This is a genomic window from Algoriphagus litoralis (assembly GCF_003259255.1).
Classification (GTDB): domain Bacteria; phylum Bacteroidota; class Bacteroidia; order Cytophagales; family Cyclobacteriaceae; genus Algoriphagus; species Algoriphagus litoralis.
The window spans coordinates 223267-248452 of sequence record NZ_QGOL01000003.1; the positions used below are offsets into that span (position 1 = coordinate 223267).

Annotated in this window: 25 protein-coding genes; 8 read left to right on the forward strand and 17 right to left on the reverse strand. The window is 42.6% G+C overall.

The window, feature by feature from the left end; all coding sequences use genetic code 11:
• Window positions 1-126 precede the first annotated feature (126 nt).
• The 3 genes from DK188_RS04340 to DK188_RS04350 all read left to right on the forward strand — a co-directional run bounded on the left by DK188_RS04340 (window position 127) and on the right by DK188_RS04350 (window position 3501).
• Complete coding sequence (locus tag DK188_RS04340) at window positions 127-819, forward strand: lycopene cyclase domain-containing protein (RefSeq protein WP_111669578.1); 693 nt, start codon at window positions 127-129, stop codon at window positions 817-819.
• A gap of 90 nt (window positions 820-909) precedes the next feature.
• A complete protein-coding gene (gene dnaB, locus DK188_RS04345; RefSeq protein WP_111669579.1) occupies window positions 910-2493 on the forward strand; it encodes a replicative DNA helicase in 1584 nt (527 codons plus the stop codon).
• Between the two features lie 6 nt (window positions 2494-2499).
• A complete protein-coding gene (locus tag DK188_RS04350; RefSeq protein WP_111669580.1) occupies window positions 2500-3501 on the forward strand; it encodes a zinc-binding dehydrogenase in 1002 nt (333 codons plus the stop codon).
• Here DK188_RS04350 and DK188_RS04355 read toward each other — a convergent pair.
• Both DK188_RS04355 and DK188_RS04360 read right to left on the reverse strand, forming a co-directional pair.
• Window positions 3491-3940, reverse strand: a complete 450-nt coding sequence (locus DK188_RS04355; protein WP_157963161.1) for a hypothetical protein — start codon at window positions 3938-3940, stop codon at window positions 3491-3493. The two genes, DK188_RS04350 and DK188_RS04355, sit on opposite strands and share 11 nt — an antisense overlap.
• 136 nt (window positions 3941-4076) lie before the next feature.
• Window positions 4077-4409, reverse strand: coding sequence for a tetratricopeptide repeat protein (locus DK188_RS04360; RefSeq protein WP_111669582.1), 333 nt, complete (start codon window positions 4407-4409; stop codon window positions 4077-4079).
• Between the two features lie 72 nt (window positions 4410-4481).
• Here DK188_RS04360 and DK188_RS04365 point away from each other — a divergent pair, with 72 nt between their 5' ends.
• The 4 genes from DK188_RS04365 (at window position 4482) to DK188_RS04380 (ending at window position 8197) form a co-directional block, all read left to right on the forward strand.
• Entirely contained in the window at window positions 4482-5219 is a 738-nt protein-coding gene (locus DK188_RS04365; protein WP_111669583.1) for an electron transfer flavoprotein subunit beta/FixA family protein, read from the forward strand.
• A 35-nt stretch (window positions 5220-5254) separates the two neighbouring features.
• Window positions 5255-6223: an electron transfer flavoprotein subunit alpha/FixB family protein gene (locus DK188_RS04370; protein ID WP_111669584.1), complete on the forward strand. Its 969-nt coding sequence runs from the start codon at window positions 5255-5257 to the stop codon at window positions 6221-6223.
• 5 nt (window positions 6224-6228) lie between these two features.
• Entirely contained in the window at window positions 6229-6828 is a 600-nt protein-coding gene (locus tag DK188_RS04375; protein ID WP_111669585.1) for a bifunctional nuclease family protein, read from the forward strand.
• A gap of 85 nt (window positions 6829-6913) precedes the next feature.
• Entirely contained in the window at window positions 6914-8197 is a 1284-nt protein-coding gene (locus DK188_RS04380) for a NupC/NupG family nucleoside CNT transporter (protein ID WP_111669586.1), read from the forward strand.
• 161 nt (window positions 8198-8358) lie between these two features.
• On the opposite strand, the gene DK188_RS04385 is transcribed toward DK188_RS04380, so the two are convergent.
• From DK188_RS04385 to mnmA, 3 genes are all read right to left on the reverse strand, one after another.
• On the reverse strand, window positions 8359-9822 hold the full coding sequence (locus DK188_RS04385) for a M28 family peptidase (RefSeq protein ID WP_111669587.1): 1464 nt from the start codon (window positions 9820-9822) through the stop codon (window positions 8359-8361).
• Window positions 9823-9952: 130 nt separating this feature from the next.
• Complete coding sequence (locus DK188_RS04390; RefSeq protein WP_111669588.1) at window positions 9953-10669, reverse strand: pseudouridine synthase; 717 nt, start codon at window positions 10667-10669, stop codon at window positions 9953-9955.
• Window positions 10670-10772: 103 nt separating this feature from the next.
• A complete protein-coding gene (mnmA, locus tag DK188_RS04395; protein WP_111669589.1) occupies window positions 10773-11984 on the reverse strand; it encodes a tRNA 2-thiouridine(34) synthase MnmA in 1212 nt (403 codons plus the stop codon).
• Between the two features lie 181 nt (window positions 11985-12165).
• On the opposite strand from mnmA, the gene arfB reads away from it, so the two are divergent.
• Window positions 12166-12582 carry an alternative ribosome rescue aminoacyl-tRNA hydrolase ArfB gene (gene arfB / locus DK188_RS04400; protein WP_111669590.1) on the forward strand — a complete coding sequence of 139 codons (417 nt, stop codon included), beginning with the start codon at window positions 12166-12168 and terminating at the stop codon, window positions 12580-12582.
• 10 nt (window positions 12583-12592) lie between these two features.
• On the opposite strand, the gene DK188_RS04405 is transcribed toward arfB, so the two are convergent.
• From DK188_RS04405 to DK188_RS04460, 12 genes are all read right to left on the reverse strand, one after another.
• On the reverse strand, window positions 12593-13051 hold the full coding sequence (locus tag DK188_RS04405) for a CHY zinc finger protein (RefSeq protein ID WP_232825660.1): 459 nt from the start codon (window positions 13049-13051) through the stop codon (window positions 12593-12595).
• Between the two features lie 21 nt (window positions 13052-13072).
• Window positions 13073-13282, reverse strand: coding sequence for a heavy-metal-associated domain-containing protein (locus DK188_RS04410; protein ID WP_111669591.1), 210 nt, complete (start codon window positions 13280-13282; stop codon window positions 13073-13075).
• Between the two features lie 156 nt (window positions 13283-13438).
• Window positions 13439-15709, reverse strand: a complete 2271-nt coding sequence (locus tag DK188_RS04415) for a heavy metal translocating P-type ATPase (protein WP_111669592.1) — start codon at window positions 15707-15709, stop codon at window positions 13439-13441.
• Window positions 15710-15810: 101 nt separating this feature from the next.
• The gene (locus DK188_RS04420; protein WP_111669593.1) at window positions 15811-17151 is read right to left on the reverse strand and encodes a metal-dependent hydrolase family protein; all 1341 of its coding nucleotides are present in this window, start codon (window positions 17149-17151) and stop codon (window positions 15811-15813) included.
• Window positions 17152-17281: 130 nt separating this feature from the next.
• Window positions 17282-17845: a helix-turn-helix domain-containing protein gene (locus tag DK188_RS04425; protein ID WP_111669594.1), complete on the reverse strand. Its 564-nt coding sequence runs from the start codon at window positions 17843-17845 to the stop codon at window positions 17282-17284.
• Window positions 17846-18137: 292 nt separating this feature from the next.
• Entirely contained in the window at window positions 18138-18896 is a 759-nt protein-coding gene (madM, locus tag DK188_RS04430) for a malonate transporter subunit MadM (RefSeq protein WP_111669595.1), read from the reverse strand.
• A gap of 1 nt (window position 18897) precedes the next feature.
• On the reverse strand, window positions 18898-19254 hold the full coding sequence (gene madL, locus DK188_RS04435) for a malonate transporter subunit MadL (protein ID WP_111669596.1): 357 nt from the start codon (window positions 19252-19254) through the stop codon (window positions 18898-18900).
• Window positions 19251-20744, reverse strand: coding sequence for an acyl-CoA synthetase (locus DK188_RS04440; RefSeq protein ID WP_111669597.1), 1494 nt, complete (start codon window positions 20742-20744; stop codon window positions 19251-19253). The genes madL and DK188_RS04440 overlap by 4 nt, the downstream gene beginning before the upstream one ends.
• Before the next feature lie 112 nt (window positions 20745-20856).
• Window positions 20857-21549, reverse strand: a complete 693-nt coding sequence (gene pgl / locus DK188_RS04445; RefSeq protein WP_111669598.1) for a 6-phosphogluconolactonase — start codon at window positions 21547-21549, stop codon at window positions 20857-20859.
• Window positions 21550-22932 carry a glucose-6-phosphate dehydrogenase gene (gene zwf / locus DK188_RS04450; protein WP_111669599.1) on the reverse strand — a complete coding sequence of 461 codons (1383 nt, stop codon included), beginning with the start codon at window positions 22930-22932 and terminating at the stop codon, window positions 21550-21552.
• Window positions 22933-23015: 83 nt separating this feature from the next.
• The gene (locus DK188_RS04455) at window positions 23016-23675 is read right to left on the reverse strand and encodes an ROK family protein (RefSeq protein WP_111669600.1); all 660 of its coding nucleotides are present in this window, start codon (window positions 23673-23675) and stop codon (window positions 23016-23018) included.
• Between the two features lie 461 nt (window positions 23676-24136).
• A complete protein-coding gene (locus DK188_RS04460) occupies window positions 24137-24754 on the reverse strand; it encodes an NADPH-dependent F420 reductase (RefSeq protein WP_111669601.1) in 618 nt (205 codons plus the stop codon).
• Window positions 24755-25186: the final 432 nt, after the last annotated feature.

Genomic DNA, 25186 nt, shown 5'->3' on the forward strand with positions numbered 1-25186 from the left:
AAAATGAGGGATATTTCGCCCAAACTTACTTATAAAATATGGGAGGCCCTGTTTCAAGTCTTTTTCATTTTTTGGTTTTTTTGGGCGGAATGTTTTTAGCTATTTTCGAGCTTGAATTTTTCAGCCATGCTTGACGACAGATTTGCTTATTTGACACTTTCACTGCTGTATATGCTGGCTTGGTTGGTGGTTTTCATCAACAATCCATGGAAAAGCGGGATGATCAAAGTTGGGGCAGTGGGTGGAATCATGGGGGTCATCGCTGAAGTCTGGTATTTTCAGGACTATTGGAGGCCGCCGACACTTTTCGGGATTGGCATTGTAGGAATCGAAGATTACATCATTGGTTTTGCACTGTTCGGGGTGGGTGGATATATCCATTCTTCCTTTACCCGAAAAGAAATTGATTACGATAAACAGACCAAGGCGAGGAACAGGGATTTCTTTTTTCTCTGGTTGATCGGTTGCGCCAGCCTTACTGTTTTTAGCCTTGTATTAAAAGTTCATTCAGGATATGTTACTTTCCTGACTTTCATGTCATTATCGATTTACATTTGGATCCAAAGACCGGATTTGATTTACCTATCTTTAGTGTCTGGAGTAGCTACACTGGGGATCACATTGGTCATCTATTACATTAATTTCCAGCTGCTTTTTCCGCATTTCTGGGATACTTACGGGATGCTGGACGAACCGATTTTGGGATGGAAAATTATCGGGATTCCCCTGTCAGAAATCCTCTGGCATTCGAGTTGGGCGGTGCTATGTTCCATGTTTCGGGGCTATCGGAATGGGGTCTATTACAAAGAAAGCACCTAATCGAGGCTTAATTTTTGCTTAAAAGAGGATGTTGATAAGTTTTGTAAAACTTGTTCAAAACTCTTGCCCTCCAGCCAATACATTTGTTCTATGACCGAGAATACCAACCAACCTAGAATCACACGTAAAAAACCTTCTTACGATAATCCCACCAATTTTTTGGGCAAAGTCCCGCCTCAGGCTGTAGAGCTGGAAGAGGCTGTATTGGGAGCTTTGATGCTTGAAAAAGACGCCCTGACGAATGTTATTGACATTTTAAAAGTTGAAAGTTTCTACAAAGATTCGCATAAGGTTATTTTTCAGGCCATTTTGGATTTGTTCTCTGAAAGTCAGCCCATTGATCTGTTGACAGTCACTTCTCAGCTACGCCGAAATGGTGCCTTGGAGATCGCGGGTGGGGCCTTCTATGTCACAGAATTGACTTCCAAGGTAGCCTCTGCAGCCAATATTGAATTCCACGCTCGAATCATCACCGAGCAATCCATCAAGCGGGAATTGATCAGGATCTCCGGTGAAATCCAAAAGGATGCTTTTGAGGATACGACCGACGTATTTGAGCTTTTGGATAAAATGGAACAGTCGCTTTTCGAGATTTCTGAGAAAAATATTCGGAAAAATTATTCCGACATGAAATCCATCATGCGAGAAGCAATTACCGAATTGGAAGCCCGAAAAAATCAAAAGGACGGACTCACCGGAGTACCTTCCGGTTTTACGGCTTTGGACCGGGTCACTTCAGGTTGGCAAAAGTCAGATTTGGTCATCATCGCAGCCCGTCCGGCTATGGGTAAGACGGCCTTTGTACTTTCAGTGTTGAGGAATGCAGCTGTTGACCATAGTAGGCCTGTTGCTATCTTTTCGCTAGAGATGTCCTCAGTTCAGTTGGTGAATCGTTTGATTTCATCTGAAGCAGAATTGGATTCCGAGAAAATCAAAAAAGGTTCTTTGGCCGATCACGAATGGGCTCAACTGGTACACAAAACTGCAAAACTGTCCAAAGCACCACTTTTTGTAGATGATACGCCGGCACTTTCAATTCTTGAATTGAGGGCTAAGTGTCGTAAGCTCAAGGCCCAGCATGACATTCAGATGGTGGTCGTAGATTACCTTCAACTCATGTCCGGTGACTCCAAAGGTGGGGGCGGTGGAAACAGGGAACAGGAAATCGCAAGTATCTCCCGTGCACTTAAAAAAATTGCGAAAGAGCTCAGTATTCCAGTTATCGCACTGTCTCAACTGTCCAGAGCGGTAGAGACCCGTGGTGGAGACAAGCGACCGCAACTTTCGGATCTCAGGGAATCCGGAGCGATCGAGCAAGATGCAGATATGGTTATGTTCCTCTATCGACCGGAATACTATGGGATCACTGAGGACGAAGGCGGAGCCTCAACAGCTGGAGTCGGTGAGGTAATTATCGCCAAGCACAGAAATGGATCGCTGGAGAACGTCAAGCTTCGATTTATCGGGAAATACACCAAGTTTACCGACTTGGATTCAGGGATCAATTATCCTGCTAATCAAGCCATTGAAGCTGTAAATTATCAGCGATTTACCTCAATTGCCTCTGGAACAGATGCATTTGATTCTGGTCAGACAGTGAAGCTTCCCAGCAAAGCAAATGAGGATGATATCGACAAACTATTTAATGGTGACAGCGGACCAGCCGTGTTTTAATCGACGATGAAAGGCCTAATCTTCAACCAACAATTCCCCTCAAAGATTTTATTTGGTTCCGTTGCAGACCCAGTCTTGAGGTCTGGAGAAGTTTTGGTGCGGATCAAAGCGGCGGCTTTAAATCACCGGGATGAATGGAGTCGGCAAGGCCTTTATCCCAACCTCAAGGATGGGGTAATCCTAGGATCAGATGGTTCCGGAATCGTGGAGCGGGTATTTGATGAGGCAAATTCGTTCTGGGTAGGCAAAGAGGTCATCATCAATCCTAGTAAAAATTGGGGACCAAATCAAAAGGCTCAATCCAAAGACTTTCAAATCTTGGGAATGCCTGAAAATGGCACTTTCGCTGAGTATTTGGCAATTCCAGTCGATCGACTCCATACAAAACCTCCCCATTTGAGCTGGGAAGAGGCTGCAGCACTTCCTCTTGCAGGACTTACTGCCTTTCGGGCATTGACCTATCAAGGGAATGTACAAGAAGGTGAGCAGGTATTGGTGACCGGATTCGGGGGTGGAGTTGCTCAATTTGCTGCCCAGTTTGCAAAGGCTAAAGGAGCCATCCTGTCTGTCAGTAGCAGTAGAAGTTCAAAACTAGAAAAAGCGAAAACCTTAGGTTCTGATTTTCAATTCAATTACTTGGAGCCAGATTGGACCCAAAAATCCATTGAGGCTACCAATGGTGGTTTTGATTTAATCATCGACAGTGCAGCAGGAGATACCTTAAGCCAACTCATCTCGATCTGCAAACCTGGAGGGAGAATTGTGATCTACGGAGCAACCATGGGAAATCCTGGTAAAGTCGAAGCTCGAAAGATTTTTTGGAACCAACTGAAAATCATGGGCTCCACCATGGGTTCAGATCAGGATTTTCTGGATATGTTGGCTTTTGTTCAGGAAAAAAAGATCCATCCAGTGATCGATCAGATCTTTGCTATGGAGGAAGCAGAAAAAGCCTTTGACCGGATGAAAGCCGGAGATCAGCTGGGGAAAATTGTTCTTATCCCTTGACCAACTCGTAAGTCTCCTGAAATTCCTTTTTGGCAACCCGGTAGATCTCACTTTTCTCCAACGATGCAACCAAATAGTCCCCTGGTTTCAGGACGATAGATTCTTTCCATGGAGCTTGAAATTCAAAATTTTCCCCACCGCCGAGATTTTTGATTTCCTCCTCTGATACAATTATGGCGATGATTTCACCTTTTGGCCGATAACAGCCCCAGCCATTGCCCAGAGAGTCCATCAAGGAATATTTTTTTTCAAAAGTCTCAGCCTTAATCAGGTAACTTTCTTTTGCAGAAGTTTGGTTTTCTACCAGCCAGTCGCCCTTTTCAGCTGTATTTTTGGTTTCAATCCCATCACTGGTTCGGGTTATGACGACCAACCCGGGCTCAGCCTTTTTAGCTCGGATTAAGCTTTTCTTTTTATAGCGTTTGCCTTGAATTTCCATTTTTGGAAGAAAATGGTCAAGCATTTCTTTCTGAGAAATCATATGTGGAGCCGGAGGTAGTGATAGGTTTATCAAATTAAGAAAATGATTTTCAAATCCGATTTGGAATTTTTATAAAATCCCAAGGTTTTGCCAATCAATCCAAATCATTTTCAAAAAGGAAATTCTGGTAAGCGTTTTTAAGCTCTTGAAGTGTTTTTTGCTCATTCTTTTCCCTAGCCAGAGCGATTCCCCGTTCAAAAATTTCCCGGGCTTTTTCTATTTGACCTAGCTCAAAAAAGAAGTGGGCAGATGGAAAATAAACAGGAAGATAGGTTGGGTAGTTTAGTAGTAGGAAAGCAAACAATTCAGCTGCTTCATTTGGATTTATCTCTTTGATTTCCAGAGCCAAAGCATACCGATTGAATGGGTTTTCGGGCTCTTCCTGAATGAACTTCCGCAGAAGTCTTACCCTTTCCGAATTGCTCATGAATAGTTTTTTTATTGAATGTAGCCTGTTATTTTCACGCAAATAAATTTAATATAACCTAACTCTAAACCAATGAAGATTCTTGTTTGTATCACCCACGTACCGGATACGACTTCCAAGATTCAGTTTACTGCCAACAATACCAAATTTGATACTACCGGTGTCCAATTTATCATCGGCCCATACGATGATTATGCTTTGGCTAGGGCTGTTGAGCTCAGAGATCAAACTGGCGGTAGCTTGACTGCAATCAATGTGGGAGAAGCTGAAACTGAGCCTACTTTGAGGAAATCACTGGCCATAGGTGCTGACGATGCGATCCGAGTCAATTCTTTTCCTAAAGATTCATTCTTTGTAGCGAAACAAATCGCACACTATGCCAAAGAAGGTGGATACGATTTGATCTTGATGGGTCGTGAATCGATAGACTTTAATGGAGGAATGGTGCACGGTATGGTTGGAGAATTGCTGGGGATGCCCTCTTTTTCGCCAGTCATGAAGCTGGAGGTAGAAGGAACTACCGTCAAAATGGCCCGTGAAATCGAAGGTGGGAAAGAAATGCTCGAAGCACAACTACCCTTGATCGCCGGATGTCAGGAGCCAATCGCAGAGTGGAAAATTCCAAACATGCGAGGCATTATGTCAGCCCGTACCAAACCGCTGAAAGTCGTGGAGCCAGTATCTGAAGTGACCCAAGCTGAAGCCAGTAGTTACCAACTTCCTCCGGCTAAAGGAGCGGTGAAGCTCATCGACAAGGACAATGTCGCTGAACTGGTAAAATTGCTTAAAAACGAAGCAAAAGTACTTTAATCAACAAGTGGTAAATCTCATTAAATCAAGAAAATATGTCAATATTAGTATATATAGAGCACGCGGAAGGTAAAGTGAAAAAGACCAGTTTGGAAGCCATTTCTTATGCAAATGCACTTGCGGCGCAGACAGGCGAAGGTGATGTCGTAGCTGTGGCATTGGGCACGATTGATAGCGCTGAGCTGGCAGCAGCAGGGAAAGCTGGCGCCACTAAAGTTTTGCATGCAGATGATTCGAGGCTGACTGATGGTGTGATCCAAGCCCATGCTTCTGCGGTAGCACAAGCCTTTGCCGCTGTTGGCGCAAAAACCTTGGTGCTCGCCAAGTCCTCTTTAGGTGATGCTGTTGCCGCAAGATTGGCGATCAAATTGGACGCAGGTCTGGTTTCAAACGTAGTCGAGCTGCCAAACACTTCCGGAGGATATGTGGTAAAAAGAAGTATTTATACTGGAAAAGCTTTTGCTGAGACGACTGTCACCACCGATAATAAGATTTTGGCCGTGAAGAAAAACGCCGTGGACTTGAAAACTGACGGCAGTGATGCTGCTGTAGAGAAGTTTGCGGTAAATCTGACCGATGCTGATTTTGCATCTAAAATCACTAGCACGGAGCGTGCAACAGGAGAAGTGCTGTTGCCAGAGGCAGATATTGTGGTATCTGGTGGGCGTGGTATGAAAGGTCCAGAAAACTGGGGAATGATTGAGGATTTGGCTAAAACACTGGGTGCAGCCACAGGTTGTTCAAAGCCTGTTTCTGATATCGGCTGGAGACCACATCATGAGCACGTAGGCCAGACTGGTGTAAAAGTAGCACCTAGTTTATATGTTGCTGTAGGAATTTCAGGCGCGATTCAACATCTTGCAGGAGTTAATTCCTCAAAGTACATCGTGGTGATAAACAAAGATCCTGAGGCGCCATTTTTCAAAGCTGCCGATTATGGGATAGTAGGAGATGCTTTTGAGGTGTTACCAAAACTTACGGAAGCGCTTAAAGCAGAACTTTAATTTTTGTGGAAAAACTAGTAGAACTGGAAATTTTGGGACTTTCGTCCAACCATTCCCAATCAGGGTCATTTACCTTGGTCATGGGAGAAGTGGAGGGAAGTAGAAGATTGCCCATCGTGATAGGTATGTTTGAAGCTCAGGCGATCGCCATTGAGATAGAGAAAATCATCCCTAACCGTCCGATGACGCATGACTTATTTCGGTCATTTGCGGAGAGTTTCAATTTCAAAATTGACAAGATTGTCATTTCTGATATGAAAGAAGGGGTCTTCTATGCCAAAATTAACTGCAAAGGTGATAAATCGGTGGTGGAGATTGACAGCCGTCCATCCGATGCTATTGCGATTGCAGTGCGGTTTTCTGCGAGAATTTTCTGTGCTGAGAAAGTGATGTCAGAGGCAGCCATAGAATTTACTGAAGAGGATAAGAAGTTAGAGAGTAAGCAGGAGACCAAACCAGAACCCCAGAAAGTAGCTTCAAAGAAGGAAGGTTCACTCAAAGATTTCAGTCTGGACAAGCTTAATCAACTCCTTGAAAAAGCGATCAACAACGAAGATTACGAGCGCGCCGCCCGAATTCGTGACGAAATAAACAAGAGAAATTAATTCATTTAAAGCCCGGACTCGTTCGGGCTTTTTTCTTGCCATGCTTTGGGCTATTTTTAGCGCTTCGTTTATTTAACTGGATTTCATGGACTATTTGAGAGGAGCCTTTGGTTTGGCGGTTATCGTACTGGTGGCCTATATTTTTTCAAGTAACAAAAAAAGGATCGACTGGAGACTGGTAGCGATTGGGATTTCCCTTCAGCTGGTTTTTGGTTTTTTGATTACCAAAGTGGAATTCGTCCGTGCAGGATTTGAATTACTTTCGGAAGGTTTTGTAAAGTTTTTGAGCTTTAGCGAAGCAGGGGCAAGCTTTATCTTCGGGGATTTAGCCGGAGACAGCTTTGGGTTCATCTTCGCATTCAAAGTACTGCCTACGATTATTTTCTTTTCTACCGTTTCTTCGGGCTTATACTACTTGGGGATCTTGCAAAAGATCGTCTATGGCATCGCTTGGGTGATGGCACGGACAATGCGGCTTTCAGGACCTGAATCACTCTCTGCCGCAGGAAATATATTTCTCGGACAGACAGAGGCCCCGCTTTTGGTTCGGCCTTTTATCCCAACCATGAGTAAATCAGAGTTGATGTGTCTGATGACCGGAGGAATGGCGACGATAGCAGGTGGAGTCTTGGCCGGCTACGTAGCGTTTTTGGGTGGAGATAGTCTGGAGGAGCAAAGCAAATTTGCCGCTTACCTTCTTGGTGCCAGTATCATGAATGCGCCAGCTGCGATTGTCCTATCTAAGATTTTCATCCCGGAAACTGAAAAAGAAATCAAGCAAGACAAGCTCGAAGTCAATGAAGAAGCCATGGGAGTCAATCTAATCGACGCTATGTCGATCGGTGCTGCAGAAGGTCTCAAACTTGCGCTCAACGTAGGGGGGATGCTCCTCGCCTTCATTGCAGTGATTGCAGCGATCAACTTCGGACTGAGTGGATTGATCGGTGAATACACTGGATTAAATGCCTTTGTGGAAAGCTCTACCAGCGGTCAGTTTAAAGGATTTTCTTTGGAATATATTTTTGGGCAAATGTTCCGGGTTTTTGCCTGGGTAATCGGAGTAGAATGGAGTGATACCTTGCAAGTCGGTAGTCTCTTGGGACAAAAGACCGTTATCAATGAATTTGTGGCCTACCTCAGTCTTGCTGATATGAAAGAAGCTGGAACTCTGAGCACCAAGTCAGTCGTGATCGCTACGTATGCGCTCTGTGGCTTCTCCAATTTTAGTTCCATTGCTATCCAACTGGGTGGGATTTCCATCATTGCACCTAATCAACAAGGAAACTTAAGTCGATTGGGTTTTAAATCCTTGGCAGCTGCTTCCTTAGCTTGTCTGATGACGGCAACGATAGCGGGAATGCTTTTTTGATAGAATTTAGTGTCTAGACTTAAGATTTAAGATGCTAGAAATAAGAGAGAAAAAATAAAAAGATATAGCCTTGTACTAATTTCTAGAATATCCTAAAGTCAAAAAAGCCCGATTTCACTTCGAAGTCGGGCTTTTGTCTTAAATCTAATGTCTAAGAAGAACTACTTATCTCCATAAAGTTCTTTGCTGACGCCTTCATATTTATCGCCTTCAACCCACTTTGGACGCTCGCTCCAGTTGGCGATTTTTTGTGCTGCCAAAATGTAGGACTTCCAATAGATCTGTGCGTATTCTAAATCAAAGCTGTCAACCTCATCAGCTGCTTTATGATAATACTTATTGATTTCATCATCAAATGCGGTAAATCCCAAAGAGAAAGTCGGAGCTGGAATTCCCTTTCTGGCAAAATTCACGTTGTCAGAGCGATCGTATAAACCTTGCTCAGGCGAGGGATCTGAAACAGCCTTTACACCAAAATCCGCTACTGCTTCTTCGATTAAGAAATCGGCACTAGTTCTTCCTAGTCCAATAACTGTGATGATCGACGTATCATTGTAACCTCCATTGTCAATATTCAGGTTGTAAATGATCTGATTCAATGGAACCAAGGGATTATTTGCAAAGTATCCACTTCCTAAAAGACCTTTTTCCTCAGCTGTCCAAAGTGCGAACAAAACGGATCGTTTGGGAGGATTTTCTGCAAAATACTTTGCAGCATTGATCACTGCCACAGTTCCTACTGCGTTATCTCTTGCGCCATTGTAGATAGAATCACCTTCAGCATCCGGAGCGCCCACACCGACGTGGTCGTAGTGAGCTGAGAGCATGATATATTCTTTCTTTAATTCTGGATCGGTTCCTTCGATCCAAGCCACCACATTTTTACCTTCTACAGGTGTATTGACTTTTCCTTCCACGTTTACTAAAGCCGTGCTAAGCTTATCACTAGTCATTTGATTTTTCAGATCTTCGATCCATACATAAGGCAGATCACTGGCGGAACCCTGATCTATGGTCATCTGAGGTCTATTGAGGAAGCCAGAAATCAACTGCCACGGAATAGAGGGAACATTAAATCGCTCAATCAAGGCAATAGCTCCAGCTTCTTTGGCTCTGAGGGTTTTACTTCTGCCTTCGGCAAAAAGCTGATTGGGATTCAACTTATCAGGAGCTCCGACATTCGTTACTGCTATTTTCCCAGTTAGATCTTTTCCTGCAAAATCCTCTTCCGTTCCAAATCCAACATCAATCAATTCAAAACTTCCAGCGAAAGATTTTCCATCCAATACCAACATGTTTTGGCCTTGGGTAAACTCGGTTTCGCCTATTTTGATTGAGCCTGACTTCGGAGGAGAGGAAAGTCTAAATGGAATATTTTGATAGTATCCATCAGCCCCTGGAATGGGTTTAGCACCTGCTTTTTCGAGCTGGTCTGCGATGAATGTGTAGGCAAGTTTCATCTCGGGTCTTCCCGGATCTCTACCCATCAATTCATCGGATGCCAAATATTTGAATTCTGAAATGGCCGCTTTCCCATCAAAGGTTTTTTCAATGTCTTGCTTTTGAGCAAAAGAAAATGAACCAGAGGCAAGCAAAAGACTTAGGCTTACTGTTAAATTTTTCATCTGTTTTTACTTGATTTTATTGATCAGATGGAATCTCTCCTGACACAAATCATCAGCCTAATTGGCTTAGAAGGTCACGATAAATTTCATAGGGTAATTAATAGGGGGAAAATAACGCAAATTCTCGACTTCAATTCGAAGCCTGTAAAATTTCATTCGGTTTCCAAGACAATTCTTGCATGATTGTTCGGAAGTGTACAGGTATTGGACAGGTCACAGCAATTTTGCTTTCCGTAAGTGGATGTTCAAAAGTCAACTTCCAAGCATGGAGTAGGAGGTTGTTGAGACCAAACTGCTTTTCAAAAAAGATGTTTTGCTTGTTGTCTCCATGCTTTTTATCCCCGATAATGTAATGGCGAATATGGGCCAAATGTCTTCGGATCTGATGCGTTCTTCCAGTCATCAGGTCGACTTCGAGCAAACTATATCGACTGGTAGGATAGCGACCGGTTGAATTGAAAGGAATTTCCGATTCGGCAATCACTTGGTACTGGGTTTGAGCTTCCTGAAGTTTTCCGGATCGCTCGCTGGTCAAGGGATGATCAATTAATCCTTTTTTCTCAGCAGGAATTCCTCGCACGATGCATAGGTAAGTTTTTTCTACTTTTCGATCACTGAATTGCGCTTTTAGCAATGGCAGAATCTCTTCATTCTTTGCAAAAAGCAGAGTTCCGCTTGTCGCCCGATCCAATCGATGCACCGGAGCCACCCACGAACCGATCTGATCGCGCAGTTGTATCAAGGCATTTTCATCTTCACCAAAAGCTTGGCGCGTACGATGAACCAGCAATCCGGCAGGCTTGTCGATGATGATTAAGTGTTCGTCTTCAAAAAGGATGTTTAGCATTGTGTTTTGCCACAAAGGCACAAAGAATCTAAATTCTATTTAGTTTAAATTTTTTTCAGATCTGCGATTCTCTGAGAGTTTTTCTGCGTTAATCATCGGGAAACTAAAATATGGTTCCAGAACCAATGCACTCCTCACCCTGATACCAAGCCACAAATTGTCCTGAAGCGATTCCTTTTTGAGCATTTTCGAAAATCACATACAAGCCATTTTCCCGCATCATCAATGTCGCTTTGGAAAGCGGCTGACGGTAACGAATTCTCCCAACATATTCTGCGGATTCGCCAGGTTTCAAAGCCAAATCCTCACGAATCCAATGGATTTCATCTTTTTTCACAAACAAACCGAAGCGATTTAAGCCTGGATGCTCTTCTCCCAATCCGGTGTAGATCACATTTTCTTTCGTGTCGGTGGCGATTACAAAGAGGGGCTTTCCTGTACCACCGACTTGGAGACCTTTTCGCTGGCCCACTGTAAAATAATGTGCGCCATTGTGCTCACCCAAGACTTTTCCCTGATTGACAGAATAATGAATCGGTAAGGAAACTGCATCCAAAATTGCATCATCCCAATCCGAAGGTTCGATTCCAGCAGGAATTTGAAGGGTTTGATACACCTCCAAATGCTCAGGAATCTGAATGATTTGGCCTTTTTTTGGTTTGAGTTGCTGCTGAAGGAATTCAGGCAGCCGTACTTTTCCAATAAAGCAAAGTCCCTGCGAGTCTTTCTTATCTGCTGTGATCAAATCAGCCGCTTTGGCAATTTCCCGAACTTGCGGTTTTTGCAGATGACCGATAGGGAAAAGTGCCTTTGCCAATTGCTCCTGAGACAGTTGACAAAGAAAATAACTCTGATCTTTGTTTGGATCTGCACCTGCAAGGAGCTGGTAAACTGGCTTACCATCGACCTCGATTTCGCCTTTTTGGCAATAATGTCCTGTAGCGACAAAATCAGCCTTAAGCTTTTGCGCAGCTTTCAAAAATATATCAAACTTGATTTCACGGTTGCAGAGAATATCCGGATTAGGTGTGCGCCCGGCTTCGTATTCCGAAAACATGTAATCCACAATCCGTTCGCGGTATTCTTCACTGAGGTCAATGGCTTGGAATGGAATACCGAGCTTTTCGGCTACAAGCATCGCATCAGTGGAATCCTCCATCCAAGGGCACTCGTTGGAGATGGTGACGGTTTCATCGTGCCAGTTTTTCATAAACATGCCGATGACTTCGTAGCCTTGATCGAGTAATAATTTTGCAGCGACGCTGCTGTCTACACCGCCGGAGAGACCGACGACAACTCTAGGTTTTGTTTTCATAAGTAATAATTAATGGATTCAAGGTCCATTAGGTTACGGGCATGAAACGCCGATTTGGATTCAATAAGTTCGTAAAAGTATAGAATTGAAAGAATGAAAAATTTTAAAATTGAAAAATTGGCACTCTAGACGAATACGTGAATAATTTTCCAATCTTGCAATCTTTCAATTTTACAATAAAATGTCCATAGAAAAACGAATAGCCAACGGTGATTTTTTACCTGAACTTCAATTCCAAACTGCCCGAAGTGGCGGACCAGGTGGTCAAAACGTGAATAAGGTGGAGACGAAAGTTCAGCTGAGTTTCAATGTGAATAACTCTTTGGTTTTGAATGAAGAGGAAAAATTGACTTTGCTTCAAAAAGCGAAAAACAAGATCGATCAGGAGGGAAATCTGAATTTATCCTGTCAGGAAAAACGCTCCCAGATTCAGAATAAAGAATTGGTGATCAGGAAGTTCTATGATTTGCTGAAAAAAGCGTTTCACAAAAAGAAGATCCGAAAAGTGACCAAACCAAGTAAAGGTGCCATTGAGGATCGGTTAAAATCCAAGAAAGCTCAGGCAGAAAAGAAAGCAAACCGCACCTGGAAGCCCTGACCGACGGATGCTAATTGAGGGGTGGAAGTTCGATTTTTTGATCCCCAGTCTCAAAGTAGAGATGGTAATGTTTGCTGCATCCTGGATTGAAGCCCGATTGGCAATGTGGGCATGTGTTATTGGAAGCCATATAATCGGCAATACTCAGCTCGTTACCGCAGACTCCACAGAGAATTGCTTTCTGATCAAATTCAGCCTTGGGCCAAACTTGATGTTCGTGATCGGCTTCTTCCTCATGGCAGGAAAAGCAGGGATAGTATTTATCGCAGCATTTGAATTTGATTGCGATGATATCCAAGTCGGAATGCCAATGAATGCAACGGGTTTGGTTGTCCACTGGCTTACCAAAAACGCGAATTCCCTGAATGCTTGATTCAATTGGAAGCATTTTCAATCGATCCTGAGCCTGAATCTCGACCATACTCATCCACACCAACAGCGAGAAAAGTGCAATTTTGATTTTGATCATAGTTATCTAGTTGTGCCAAAATTACTTCGGTTTGGCAATAAATCCAGCTTTAAGGACTGTTTTAAAGATATCCTCCTCTGTCAGGTTTTCTGTTTCCACAGTCAGGATACGATCAGGATCCGATAGATCAACTTCCCAGGAGGAAATACCTGCTTCCCCATCCAGTTTAGGGGTTACTTTGGAAAGACAATTGGTACACTGAATGTTGGTTTTGAATTTTAGCGTTTTCATAGTTTAGGTGTTAGGTGAAAGAAGTTAAATCCAAGGATCAAGACATTTTCAAATTTGAATAATGCCTGATTAAGATTTATTGGATTGGAGTTTAGTTTAGCCTCGTAAATCGTACTTTGATTAAACGTATTTCGGAGTCATAATTCAATAATTCATCTACAATTTCCTCGCTTTTAGCCTCAAGCTGTTCAGTACCACCGATACCGAGCTAAATGCCATAGCTGCGCCCGCGATCATCGGATCCAGTAGGAAGCCATTGATCGGATAAAGGATTCCGGCTGCGATTGGAATCCCGATCAGGTTGTATATAAATGCCCAAAAGAGATTTTGTTTCACCCCATTGACTGTCAAGTGAGATAAATGAAACGCCTGAGGGATTTTTTCCAGATCAGAGGTGATCAGGGTGATCTTAGCTACATCCATGGCGATGTCCGAACCATGCCCCATTGCGATACTTACATCAGCTTGAGCCAAAGCTTCCGAATCATTGATTCCATCGCCAACCATCGCTACTATCTTGCCTTTTTCCTGAAGGTTTTTCACAAACTGAGATTTGTCTGAGGGCATGACTTCTGCTCGAAAATCCTTTATGCCTACAGCCTTTGCCACAGCAGTAGCAGTTTGGTGATTGTCACCGGTGAGCATAAATATGGCAATACCCGATTGCTGGAGCTTTTGGATAGCAGATTTGGAGCTTGTTTTGATTTGATCTTGAATTCCCAAAATAGCCAATGCCTGATCTTGATCCGCAAACCAAATCACGGTTTGCGCTTCTTCGCTCCAGCTTTTTGCAAGCTTCTGTAAGTCCTCCGGTATGGCAACCCGGTTTTCTTTTAAGATGTTGGTATTCCCTACGAAATAAGTTTTCCCTTTGAAAACTCCTTTTATTCCTCGGGAGGTAATACTTTCAAAACTGTCCAAATTCACAGTTTGCAATTTATTCCCTTCAAGAAACTTCACTACAGCTTCTCCCAAGGGATGTTCGGATTTGCTTTCGAGAGAAAACAGAATTTCTTCCTCATTGGTTGAGAGTCGATTGACGATAGGAGTTTCCGTTCCAGTATTTAAGGACTCGTTTTTGTGGACTAAAGCTGAATAATTGGATACAGTTGGTTTTCCTTCGGTGATTGTTCCGGTTTTGTCTAGTATGATAGTGTCGATTTTATAGCCCAGTTCCAGACTTTCGGCATCCCGGATGAGAATTTGATTTTCGGCACCTTTTCCTATTCCCACCATGATCGCGGTAGGAGTGGCCAGTCCCAATGCACAAGGGCAGGCAATGACCAAAACCGATACAGAAGCCAGAAGAGCGTGAGAAAAAGCATTTTCTCCCCCAAAAGTCATCCAAATCACAAAAGTCAGGAGGGCGATTAATATGACTACCGGCACGAAAATTCCGGCAATTTTATCTACCAATTTCTGAACAGGTGCTTTGCTTCCCTGAGCTTCCTGCACCCGTTGGATTATTTGAGAAAGTAGGGTAGATGCTCCCACTTTATCGGCTGAAATCTCGAGGCTTCCTTTTTGATTGATTGTGCCAGCGAAGATTTTGTCACCTTGCTTTTTTTCTACGGGAATAGGTTCACCTGTGATCAAGCTTTCATCGATGAAACTGCTGCCGGATAGCACCTGGCCATCTACTGGGATTTTCTCGCCTGGTTTGATCAGAATTCGATCGTTCAGTTGGACTTCCTCAATTTTGATTTCTTGGGACTGACCGTTTTGAATCCGAGTCAAGGTTTTGGGTTGGAGTCCTATGAGCTTTTTCAGTGCAGTTCCGGTTTGGGATTTTGCACGTTCCTCTAGCAGTTTTCCGAAAGAAATGAAAACCACAATGACAGTCGCCGCTTCATAATAAACATGAGGCTGAATTCCTTGATTCAACCAAAACTTAGGAAAAAGAGTGTTGAAAACTGAAAAAAGGAAGGCGATAGCTGTACTCAAAGCCACCAAGGTATCCATGTTGGCTTTACGATGTTTGGCTTGCTTCCATGCATTGACATAGAAGTGCTGACCAAAGTAGAAAAGTACCGGTATGCTCAGCGCCATACTAATCCAGCGCCCCGGCATCCAATCCATGAAAAACATCCCTAAAACAAAGACGGGCAGAGTCAACAAAGCTGCACCGATAGTTTGCTTTTTTATTTGGTCATATTTTTTTTCTTGTTCCTCTCGAACAGATTCATTGATTTCCTTGGAATTGATCACTAATCCGTAGCCTACATCTCTCAGGGCAAGATCAATTCCTTCAGGAGTGATACGTTCGTCCCATTCTACCTGCAAAGTGTTGTTTGCAAAATTGACGGCAGCGGATTTCACTCCATCGGTATACTTCAAAATAGTCTCTACACTGGATGCGCAGGCTGCACAGGTCATTCCTGTGACGGGAAATGTTCGCTTTTGTATTTTAGAACTGGATTCAGTCATTTTAAAGTCCCGATTAGGTGCAGTAAAATTGAGGAAATCTAGCCCCTTTGTCTTATGGAATTCCGATAAAAAATTATAAGTTTTTGAAGGGAATTGGGAGATTAATTGTCGATTTGGTTTTTGTAGACAATTCCATTTTTCATGATTAGGAGCAGGTTTTTTTCTGGCTCAGTAAGCAGTTCCAGAGTTTGAATAGGATTCCCATCGATTAGGATTAAGTCTGCCAAAGCACCCTCTTCAATCACACCTAATTTGCCAGAATAAGGGCTCCTTTTACCTGAGAGGGCCAATAATTCCCCATTATTTCGGGTAGCCATTTGCAGAATTTCAAAATTGGTAAACCATCGCTTCATTTTCATTAATTGTAATCCGGGTGCTGCTGCTTTCTGAGCATCAAAGAGGACATCAGTACCATAGGCGATTTTGAGTTTGTATTTTTTTGCAAGCTCAAAGGCTGTGTCTGTACCCTGATACATTTCCAACTGCTTGGCGCGACTCTCCGGACTTAATGTGCCTTTGTCCCCTTCGTCGACAAATGGCTGGAGACTCCAGAAAACGTCATTTTCCACCATCATTTTCACCGTTTCTTCATCGATCAGCTGACCGTGATCGATGCACTTGACACCAGCACGAATGGCCTGCTGGATAGCTCTGGGAGTATAAGCGTGGACAGTGACATACGTTCCCCAGTTTTCGGCTGCCTCTACTGCTGCACGAATTTCTGCTTCGGTATATTGGGTGACATCCAGTGGATCATAGATCGAGGAAACACCGCCACCAGCCATAAGTTTGATTTGACTTGCTCCAAGCATAAGCTGTTCCCGAGCCCTCAGCCGCACTGCATCGGGGCTGTCTGCAATGGCAGCAGCATTGATTCGCTCTGCATAGCTGATTCCTCTGTCCGGATCGCTAGGTATGTCGTTTGGCAGCCTGAAATCACCATGGCCTCCAGTCTGAGAAATGAATGCACCTGATGGCCAGATTCGGGGTCCTGCCACCACACCAGCATCGATGGCCTGTTTTAGTCCGAAAATAGGGCCTCCAAGATCTCTGATGCTGGTAAATCCTTTCATGAGTAGGGATTCGGCATTTTTACCTGCCACCAGATTTACAAATCCCAAATTCCCAGTAAGTAAGGCAACCTGAGAAAGATTAGAAAACATGGCGTGGTAATGTGCATCGATCAGACCGGGCATTAAAAATTTCCCCTTACCATCGATGATCTGTACGTTCGCACTTCGGTTGGTTGGGATAGGAGCGGTGGATATTTTGCTAATGAGGTTGCCTTCGATTAGCACATTTCCTTGGATGGTTTTTTCATCTTTCCCGGTGAAGATTTCTACGTTGGTCAGTAAAATTGTTCTTTGCTGCGCAAAGATTGGTAAGGAAAGGCAGAGACTAAAAAAAGTCAAAAGAAGCAAAGCGTAACGGTACTTATTCATTGTATTGGATATGTGGATTGTAGCTAAATATACCGAAGTTTCCCGCTGATGTGTACTGATTTTGATTCGAATTTACCTTGGAATCCTGCTTTTAGATATTATCAAGGAAATGTCAACAGAAATCAAATCATCAAAACTGATCCAGACCTTTTCTGTTGAAATAATCCTTATTTCTTTTGAATTCTGAGGGAGTCATGCCCGTTTCTTTTTTGAACTGGGAAGAAAGATAGGCCGCGCTGCTGTAGTTCAGCTCAAAGGCAATTTGAGTGAGGCTTTTTTCGTCGTATAGGAGAAGTTCTTTGACTCGCTCAATCTTCTGTCGGGTTGTGAATTTTTCGATGGTTAGGCCTTCTACCTGCGAAAAAAGACGACTCAAGGACGTATATTCTTGATTGAGTTTTTCTGAGAGCAAGGTGGAAAAGTTCTCGGCTCTAGACTGATCATGATGATGAATTTGACTAATGATCAAGGATTTGATTTGCGAGATTAACTGTGCTGATTTTGACTCTAAAAGTTCAAATCCTTTGGATTGTAAGGCTTCTGCCAATAGTTCTTTTTTGTCTTCTGAAATAGAGTTTTCTAGTCTTACTTTTCCAAGTTCAATATGCCGGAATCTTATTTCTAACCCATCCAGTGATTGTCTTACAGACTCTATGCAGCGTGGACAGACCATATTTTTTACCAGGATTTCCATAAGACTTTAATTAAACAAAATGAAAAAGGGTTCCTGACAACCCAATAATTCCAATCATTCAAGAAGTGCCTTAAATAAAATAAATCAAATTTTTGTCCTTGAAAATCAGTAGGTTAATGTATTAATTTAATAATATTACTAAAAAATCGTACCGAAATTTAAAAATACTCGTTAGTCAACTAAATCACATGAGTCCAGAAGGCTCATTTGGTTAATTTTGGTTTAATGAAAAAACCAAAAAACCAGGCTTTTGGCTTGGTTTTTTGTTTTCCACTGATTTTTAAAATTCTTGTCAAAATAGGCTTTCCAATAGAAGGTAGAAAAGTGAAGGGCAAACCAAGCATCCCAAGCCTGTGTAGAAAGTAGCGGTGACGGCTCCATATGGAACTAATTTGGGATCTGTGGCAGCTAAACCTGCCGCCACACCGCTGGAAGTACCCATGATTCCTCCAAATGCCATGGCTGCTGATGGGCTGTCCAGCCCGATTTTTTTTGCGAAAATAGGCGTGAGAATAGTCACTGCTATGGTTTTGACTACACCGGTACCAATACTTAAAGCAATCACCTCCGAACTGGCCCCAAGTGCACCTCCAGTGACAGGACCTACAATATACGTACAAGCGCCTGCCCCAATCGTGCAAAGGCTGATCGCATCCCGGTATCCCCAAGCCCAAGCCAAGCCAACACCTGCCAAAAAGAAAACGGCTATCCCTAATACCAAAGAAATCAACCCTAGGATGCCGCTTTTTCGAATCAAAACGAAACTAGCGCCAATGGCCGTGGCAACAATGGCAAAGTCACGGAACATCGATCCTCCGAGTAAAGCCAGCCCCTTGAACCATTTCAAATCCGCCAACCCATTTTCTCCCTCTGCCCAAACTCCTCCCAAATACCCAAAAACTAAAGCCAGAAAAATGGCAATTGCTGAACCCGGTATTTTGGAGTCAAGAATTTTTTTGGAGAAAAGGTCGGTTAGCCAGGTGAGTAATCCGACCAAGATAAAGGCGATGATCAGGCCGTTTTTATCGACAACTTTGATGAGTTCCTCCATGCTAGCTTACTTTGGAGGATTTGATAAGGAAGCGGAATACAACAAAAGCCAAAATGACTGGAACAATTCCTGCAAAAATGGCCAGTGGCCCAGAGGAAATGGCTGATTTGACATTTAGGCTCGCCGCCATTGCGATCACCACAGGAATGTAAAGTTTATTCCAAAATTCCATTCCAAATTCCATCTCAACCTTCCACCATCCTTTCTTCACAAAGTATTCTTTAGTGAGGATTAGGAAAAGCATCGCAAAACCTACTCCGCCTACATTTGCTCGAATTCCCAGCCAAGTACCCAAAAGTTCTCCGGTCCACATGCCAAGGACAAATGCGCAAGAAAGTAAAGCCAGTCCCTTGATCATTGTGGAGTTTCGATGAAAAGTTTTTTCAATTCATTCTTGACGACTTTTCCCATTGCATTTCTTGGCAACTCATTAAGGAAGAGGTATCTGCGTGGAGTTTTATAGGCGGGCATACGTTCTCTGAGCCAAGTGTTAAGTTCTTTTGATTCAAGATCTTGAGCAGAAATCAATGCAGCAGCTACCAACTCTCCCCATTCCTCATCAGGAATTCCTACGACTCCACAGTCCTGTATTTCGGGATGTTTTCGGAGGACTTCTTCGATTTCCAGTGCCGAAATTTTATACCCACCAGACTTGATGATATCTACCGAATCTCTTCCTAAAATTCTGAAATATCCATCTTCGATCACAGCAATATCGCCTGTCATAAACCACCCATCAGAAGTAAATGCCTTTTGGGTTGCTTCGTTTTTACCCCAGTATTCTTTAAAAACAGAAGGTCCTTTCACTTGGATTTCCCCAGGTTCGCCTTTTTTGACTTCCTGGTTGTTCTCATCTACTAGTCTGACTTCCACATCAGCGAGGGGCTGGCCGATATAGCCTGCTTTTCTTTCCCCATTATAGGGATTGCTGATAGCCATCCCTATTTCCGTCATTCCGTAGCGCTCTAGGAGGTAGTGTCCGGAGATTTCCTTCCATTTTTCCATTACTGAAACAGGCAGGGCCGCAGATCCTGAGACCATCAGCCGGAGTTTATTCAGGCTTTCTGTGATGGCGGTTTTTCTTAAATCTGACTCTGATTCAAAATATGAAATCAACTTAAAATAGATTGTGGGAACTGCCATAAAAACGGTGACTTGGCCACTGAGGATTGTTTCAAAAACAGTTCTAGCATCAAAGGGATGGACAAATTCCACTGTAGCACCCGCCCAAAGTGCGCAGGAGACTACATTGATAATCCCATGCACATGATGAAGAGGAAGCAAGCAAATAGTATGATCTTGAGCCGTCCATTTCCAGGCCTTGATCAATGTCCTGATTTGAGCTTCAATAGTTCCGTGGGTTGTCAAAACTCCCTTTGGTAAGCTGGTCGTACCTGAAGTATATAAAATCATGGCGCCTCTTTCGTAAGAGATCGAGGGCAAGTCACCTTGCATTTCCTCAAGAGAATCATCAGAAAATCGGATAAATCGCTTGGTGGGATCTTCAGAATAAACCTTTAATAGTTCCTCATATTCCTTGGCCGTTACAATTAGCTCAGCCTGAGTATCTTCGATGACATATTGAATAGATGGAAATGGATAAGTGATGCAAAGTGGCACTGCCACACCTCCTGCCATCCAAATACCCCATTGCACTGCTACGTAATCAAAGCCCGGATTGATCATAAAGGCGACACGGGCTTCATTTAGATCAGCTTTTCCATTGAGTAATAGTGCTGCAACAGATTTAGCATTTTGGATGAGTTGGGAATAGGTGAAGCTCTTTTCCTGAACTTTAATTGCGATTTTTGAAGGGTTTTGAATCGCTTGATGAAACAACAACTCCATTTACAGAAATTTTGGGATAGGTGATTAGAGGCGATAATATAGTGCATTCGCAAAACTATTTTCAACTGGAATTTTACCATGAAAAAAAAACCAGCTCTAGGCTGGTTTTCTGTCAGTTGATTTTGATTGCTGCGCTTTCTTCTGTGAAGACAATGGCATGATGCTGCTCAATCCTCCCAGCTGGAATGGAAGTGTCTTGATGAAGTAATCTGTCCAGCATTTCAGCTTTTTCTTCGCCGGTGACAACCCAAAGAATTTTTTCTGCCTGATTGATCAGAGGGTAGGTGAGCGTCATTCTTGTTCTTCCTTGGTATTCGGAGTCAGTGAGTGCTACTCCTTTTATTTTTTCTTCCAGGACCGGATCATTAGGCACCAGAGACGCCGTATGGCCGTCCGTGCCTATACCAAGATGAATCAAATCAAGCTTACCGTTTTCAGTCAAGCGTTTGATGTGACTTTCATATTCCTCACAGGCTTCATCCAGATCTTCAGCATTGACCCGCATCGGGAAAATATTCAGTCTCAGGACAAGCTTTGTTCCTTCGATTGCCTTGAAGAGTTGGGTCAGGTTTCGATCGGGATGGGCGTCTGGAGCCTTTCGTTCATCCACTTGGAATAAGAATACTTTCTCCCATGGTAAATCTTGCTTGGCTAACTCCTTAATCATCGCCCAAGGAGTGCGTCCTCCACTGATAGCAAATGTAAAATGCCCTTTTTTGATGATGTTTTCTCGTATCCGATCTGCTATAAAAATCGCAGCCTCTTTCGCTACATCTTCTGCAGATTGAAAAGTCCGTATTTCCATTTATTTGCTTTTGTTGACTATAGGATTATTCCATCCTCCAGGAGGATTGATTTTTTGACTGACTAGTTCAGGCCCCCAAGTACCTTTTTCATAAGGGTAGACCTCCCGATCCTTAGCAAGATAATCATCGACAATCTTCCAGGCTTCTTCTACATAATCCTTTCTGGCAAAGTGGGTAGGATCACCCGCCATTGCATCGGTCAGAACCCGTTCATAGGCTTCCTTTTCATTTGGAAACGGTGTAGGATTACCCTGGACTTCCGACAAAACGGATTTCATGTCTTCTTCAGGTGCCATAATTAGCATTCCAAAAGCCACTTTGACATCAGGACTTATTCTAAATCGAATATGATTGGGTTGAGTGGCAATCGAAGAGTAGGCAGAAGGCAGGTGTCTGAATTTCACTAGAATTTCTGTCGAGGTGACCGGTAGATTTTTACCAGCGCGGATGTAAAGTGGCACGCCTTCCCATCTTGGAGAATTTATTTGGAGCCGCATTGCTGCAAAAGTCTCAGTATTTGAGTCTTCTTTAACTGCTTTTTCACCCAGGTAACCTTCATATTGTCCACAGATGACATCGTCTTCACTGAGTGGCTGAATGGCCTTGAGCACTTTTACTTTTTCGTCACGGATGGATTCACTGTCGAGGGCTTTCGGTGGCTCCATGGTCAGATTGCATAAGATCTGAAAGAGGTGGTTTTGAATCACATCCCTGATCGCTCCGGTGACGTCATAGAATGCTCCACGGCCTTGGATACCGAAGTCCTCAGCCATTGTAATCTGAATACTTTCGATGTGTTTGTTATTCCAGACTGGTTCCAATAATGAATTTACAAATCTAAAAAACACAATGTTGTTGACCGGGCGCTTTCCTAAATAATGATCAATACGGTAAATATCTCCTTCGGCAAACTTGTCCAAAAGGATTTTATTTAAGGATTTGGCAGATTCCAGATCAGTTCCAAACGGCTTTTCTACAATTACCCTGGCACCCTTTGCACATCCGGATTGATCCAATTGCGCGATTATTTTTGGGAAAAGCACAGGTGGGATGGCAAGATAATGTGTGGGATTTTTTGCATCTCCCAGCGCTTTTCTGATCCTCAAAAAGGTCTCTTGGTCAGTATAATCTCCTCCCACGAATGCAAGAAGGCTACAGAATTTTTTGAAGGATTCCTCTTCGAATTTGCCATGGGTTTGGATACTTTCTTTTGCTCTGGCACGGAGTTTTTCCAGATCATAATCCCCTCTGGCGACGCCGATTATAGGACAATCAAGATTTCCTCGTTTGACCATCATGTGGAGGGCAGGAAAGATTTTTTTGTAAGCCAGATCTCCAGTAGCACCATAAAAAACCAAAGCATCTGATTTGACTTGAGTCATGAAATAAGGGGGAATTGGATGAGTAGAATAGTAGAGGAATTAGCATTCTAGCAAAGCCATAGTGCTATGCGTAACGTATTATACTAGTATTTGTATGATTTTTCCCAAAGTCTAAAGCCTCCGGTAAAAGCGTTTTTATTGGATCCTAACCTACAATTATCAGGAATTTTATCGAGCAGTTTGGAATTGCCTCCGCCAAGCACAATCTCATCTGGCTGGAAGCAATGTGTAAAATGAGCGATAGCTTGATACACGTGTTCTTTCCACTTAGGTTTTCCAAGTTTCTTCATTGCGGCGTTCCCCACATGCGTTTCAAATGTTCCGAGTTTAAATGGCAAATGCCCGCCTTCCAGAGGAAGGATCAAGTCCTCAAACACCATGGCTGTACCCAGACCTGTTCCAAAACCCATAAAAAGTAATTTGCCCCCCTCGTAGCTTCCCAAAGCTTGCATAGCCGCGTCATTGATCAGTTTTACCGGAAGACCAAACTTGGCTTCGAAGTCGAATCCTTTCCAACCTGTCCCCATATTGACTGGATCGGCTGCTATTTTTCCATCCTTTACCACCCCTGGAAATCCTATAGAAATTGCCTCATATTCCCAGTCTTTGGCATGTTCTTTCACTAATGGGACTAACTGCTCGGGGGTAAATCCACTTCCTGAAGGAATTTTGATCCGGTCAGGTTGGCCTGTAGCGAGGATTTTAATATTGGATCCACCAATGTCGATTACCAGTACTTTCATTTTTTCAATAGGTGTTCAGGTCTTGAAATTTCAATTGGTATAAATCAAGGTTTTACAGAGATTTTAAAAATCCGCATAAAAATTAATTCGTCTTTTTTCTTTAGGAATAAATCCAATCAGAGGTTAAAGATAATCAAACCTTTGGCTTGCATGGGACGAATTACAGCATGATTTGTCAATGACCCCGGATTTTTATGGGATTTAGTTAGGAATAAGTTAGAGGTAGAAGTCCATTATTTAAAATATTATTTCAAAATATTTGTTATGACGAAAGAAAATTTAAGGTTTTGAAATTTTCGACTGAAACGATTTCATTGAATCTTTAGAAAAAATATTTCTCAAAGCGGTTTTTTTATTTCCTAGGTTTACAAACATCCAGTCTTTCAATGTGCTAAATAAAACGAGAAAAGTGAGACTGTTGGATCTCACTTTTCCTTTAAAGGGTGATATAAAAAATAGCGTTATGCTGAAATTAGTTTGAAATGGTAGTTGGAATGTTCTTTCTTATTCCAGCCAATTTCTTTGGTTAAATGATAAAATGCTTCAAGTAGGGGGGCATTGTCCATTTTACCGGCATCGATGGCTCGGAACCCGATCAGTTCGATCAATCGTTTAATTCGGATTTTTTCGGCTTCACTATCACTGCAGAAATAAGTTTCCTTGATGATTCCCAATACATCTGAATTGGGATAGTCGATCCCTAGATTGTTAAATGCTTTAAAAATTGAAGCCTTGGGTGCAGCTTGAACTATTTGTTGCGTGTTGTTGCTTGCCAGTGCTTTGTCATAATTCGCATTGGTGCAGTCTATGATTAGTTTTCCGTCCAACTCGACCCTTTTGAGTGCTTCGCAGATTTCTGGGAGATAAGCATTTTCGCAGCAGATCAATAGGATTTCGGATTGAATAATTGCGGATTCAAACGGGCAGATTCTATTGTAAAGCCGATTTAGTGTCTTCCACTCGATATTTTCGGTGTCAAAATCACTTCTTACCCCAAAAACAACCGAAAGACCGGCCTCAAGATATTTTTTTCCCAATGTTTTGGAAAGCATCGTGCCTCCAAGTATTCCTAGTTTCATAGAATTTGATCTGATTATAAGGTGGGATCGTTTAACTCTCGACTTTGGTATTTATAGGTAGTAAAATTTCTTAAATAACGGAAATAATGATCGAAAACTAGGTGGAATTATGGAGATATCAAAATAAAATTTTGAAAAAAATGTAATTACAACATATTATTCATTTCCTTATTTGCAAAAGACAGAAAAGCGTATTCAAAAGAAAAGGATAATGGATTAATGTCCTTTTGCCTGCTAGTCAGCTACTTGAATAAAATAAAGTTGCTTTTGATTAGAAGGCTTGAAAAGATGGAAAGGATAAACATTAGATTTTCTAAATTTTAAAAAGTAGGGTAAAATAAAGGGGTGTATCCTATTGTAAATGTATAATTCGAAAAAAATCAGTTTAAAATAAGATCATTATCAGAAATAAAAATGAAAAAAATTATAAAA

Bases quoted from the DNA above. Each gene is read 5' to 3' on its own strand.
- madL (WP_111669596.1), bottom strand. From the start codon at position 19,254: ATGATCAAGGGACTGGCTTTACTTTCTTGCGCATTTGTCCTTGGCATG.
- DK188_RS04460 (WP_111669601.1), bottom strand. From the start codon at position 24,754: ATGAAACTAGGAATACTTGGAGGCACGATGCTTTCCAAAACATTGGGA.
- pgl (WP_111669598.1), bottom strand. From the start codon at position 21,549: ATGGAAATACGGACTTTTCAATCTGCAGAAGATGTAGCGAAAGAGGCT.
- DK188_RS04410 (WP_111669591.1), bottom strand. From the start codon at position 13,282: ATGAAAACGCTAAAATTCAAAACCAACATTCAGTGTACCAATTGTCTT.
- DK188_RS04420 (WP_111669593.1), bottom strand. From the start codon at position 17,151: ATGAATAAGTACCGTTACGCTTTGCTTCTTTTGACTTTTTTTAGTCTC.
- DK188_RS04390 (WP_111669588.1), bottom strand. From the start codon at position 10,669: ATGCTAAACATCCTTTTTGAAGACGAACACTTAATCATCATCGACAAG.
- DK188_RS04415 (WP_111669592.1), bottom strand. From the start codon at position 15,709: ATGACTGAATCCAGTTCTAAAATACAAAAGCGAACATTTCCCGTCACA.
- dnaB (WP_111669579.1), top strand. From the start codon at position 910: ATGACCGAGAATACCAACCAACCTAGAATCACACGTAAAAAACCTTCT.
- zwf (WP_111669599.1), bottom strand. From the start codon at position 22,932: ATGACTCAAGTCAAATCAGATGCTTTGGTTTTTTATGGTGCTACTGGA.
- DK188_RS04360 (WP_111669582.1), bottom strand. From the start codon at position 4,409: ATGAGCAATTCGGAAAGGGTAAGACTTCTGCGGAAGTTCATTCAGGAA.
- mnmA (WP_111669589.1), bottom strand. From the start codon at position 11,984: ATGAAAACAAAACCTAGAGTTGTCGTCGGTCTCTCCGGCGGTGTAGAC.
- DK188_RS04380 (WP_111669586.1), top strand. From the start codon at position 6,914: ATGGACTATTTGAGAGGAGCCTTTGGTTTGGCGGTTATCGTACTGGTG.
- DK188_RS04440 (WP_111669597.1), bottom strand. From the start codon at position 20,744: ATGGAGTTGTTGTTTCATCAAGCGATTCAAAACCCTTCAAAAATCGCA.
- DK188_RS04370 (WP_111669584.1), top strand. From the start codon at position 5,255: ATGTCAATATTAGTATATATAGAGCACGCGGAAGGTAAAGTGAAAAAG.
- DK188_RS04355 (WP_157963161.1), bottom strand. From the start codon at position 3,940: ATGGAAATTCAAGGCAAACGCTATAAAAAGAAAAGCTTAATCCGAGCT.
- madM (WP_111669595.1), bottom strand. From the start codon at position 18,896: ATGGAGGAACTCATCAAAGTTGTCGATAAAAACGGCCTGATCATCGCC.
- DK188_RS04340 (WP_111669578.1), top strand. From the start codon at position 127: ATGCTTGACGACAGATTTGCTTATTTGACACTTTCACTGCTGTATATG.
- DK188_RS04405 (WP_232825660.1), bottom strand. From the start codon at position 13,051: ATGATCAAAATCAAAATTGCACTTTTCTCGCTGTTGGTGTGGATGAGT.
- arfB (WP_111669590.1), top strand. From the start codon at position 12,166: ATGTCCATAGAAAAACGAATAGCCAACGGTGATTTTTTACCTGAACTT.
- DK188_RS04385 (WP_111669587.1), bottom strand. From the start codon at position 9,822: ATGAAAAATTTAACAGTAAGCCTAAGTCTTTTGCTTGCCTCTGGTTCA.
- DK188_RS04455 (WP_111669600.1), bottom strand. From the start codon at position 23,675: ATGAAAGTACTGGTAATCGACATTGGTGGATCCAATATTAAAATCCTC.
- DK188_RS04365 (WP_111669583.1), top strand. From the start codon at position 4,482: ATGAAGATTCTTGTTTGTATCACCCACGTACCGGATACGACTTCCAAG.
- DK188_RS04350 (WP_111669580.1), top strand. From the start codon at position 2,500: ATGAAAGGCCTAATCTTCAACCAACAATTCCCCTCAAAGATTTTATTT.
- DK188_RS04425 (WP_111669594.1), bottom strand. From the start codon at position 17,845: ATGGAAATCCTGGTAAAAAATATGGTCTGTCCACGCTGCATAGAGTCT.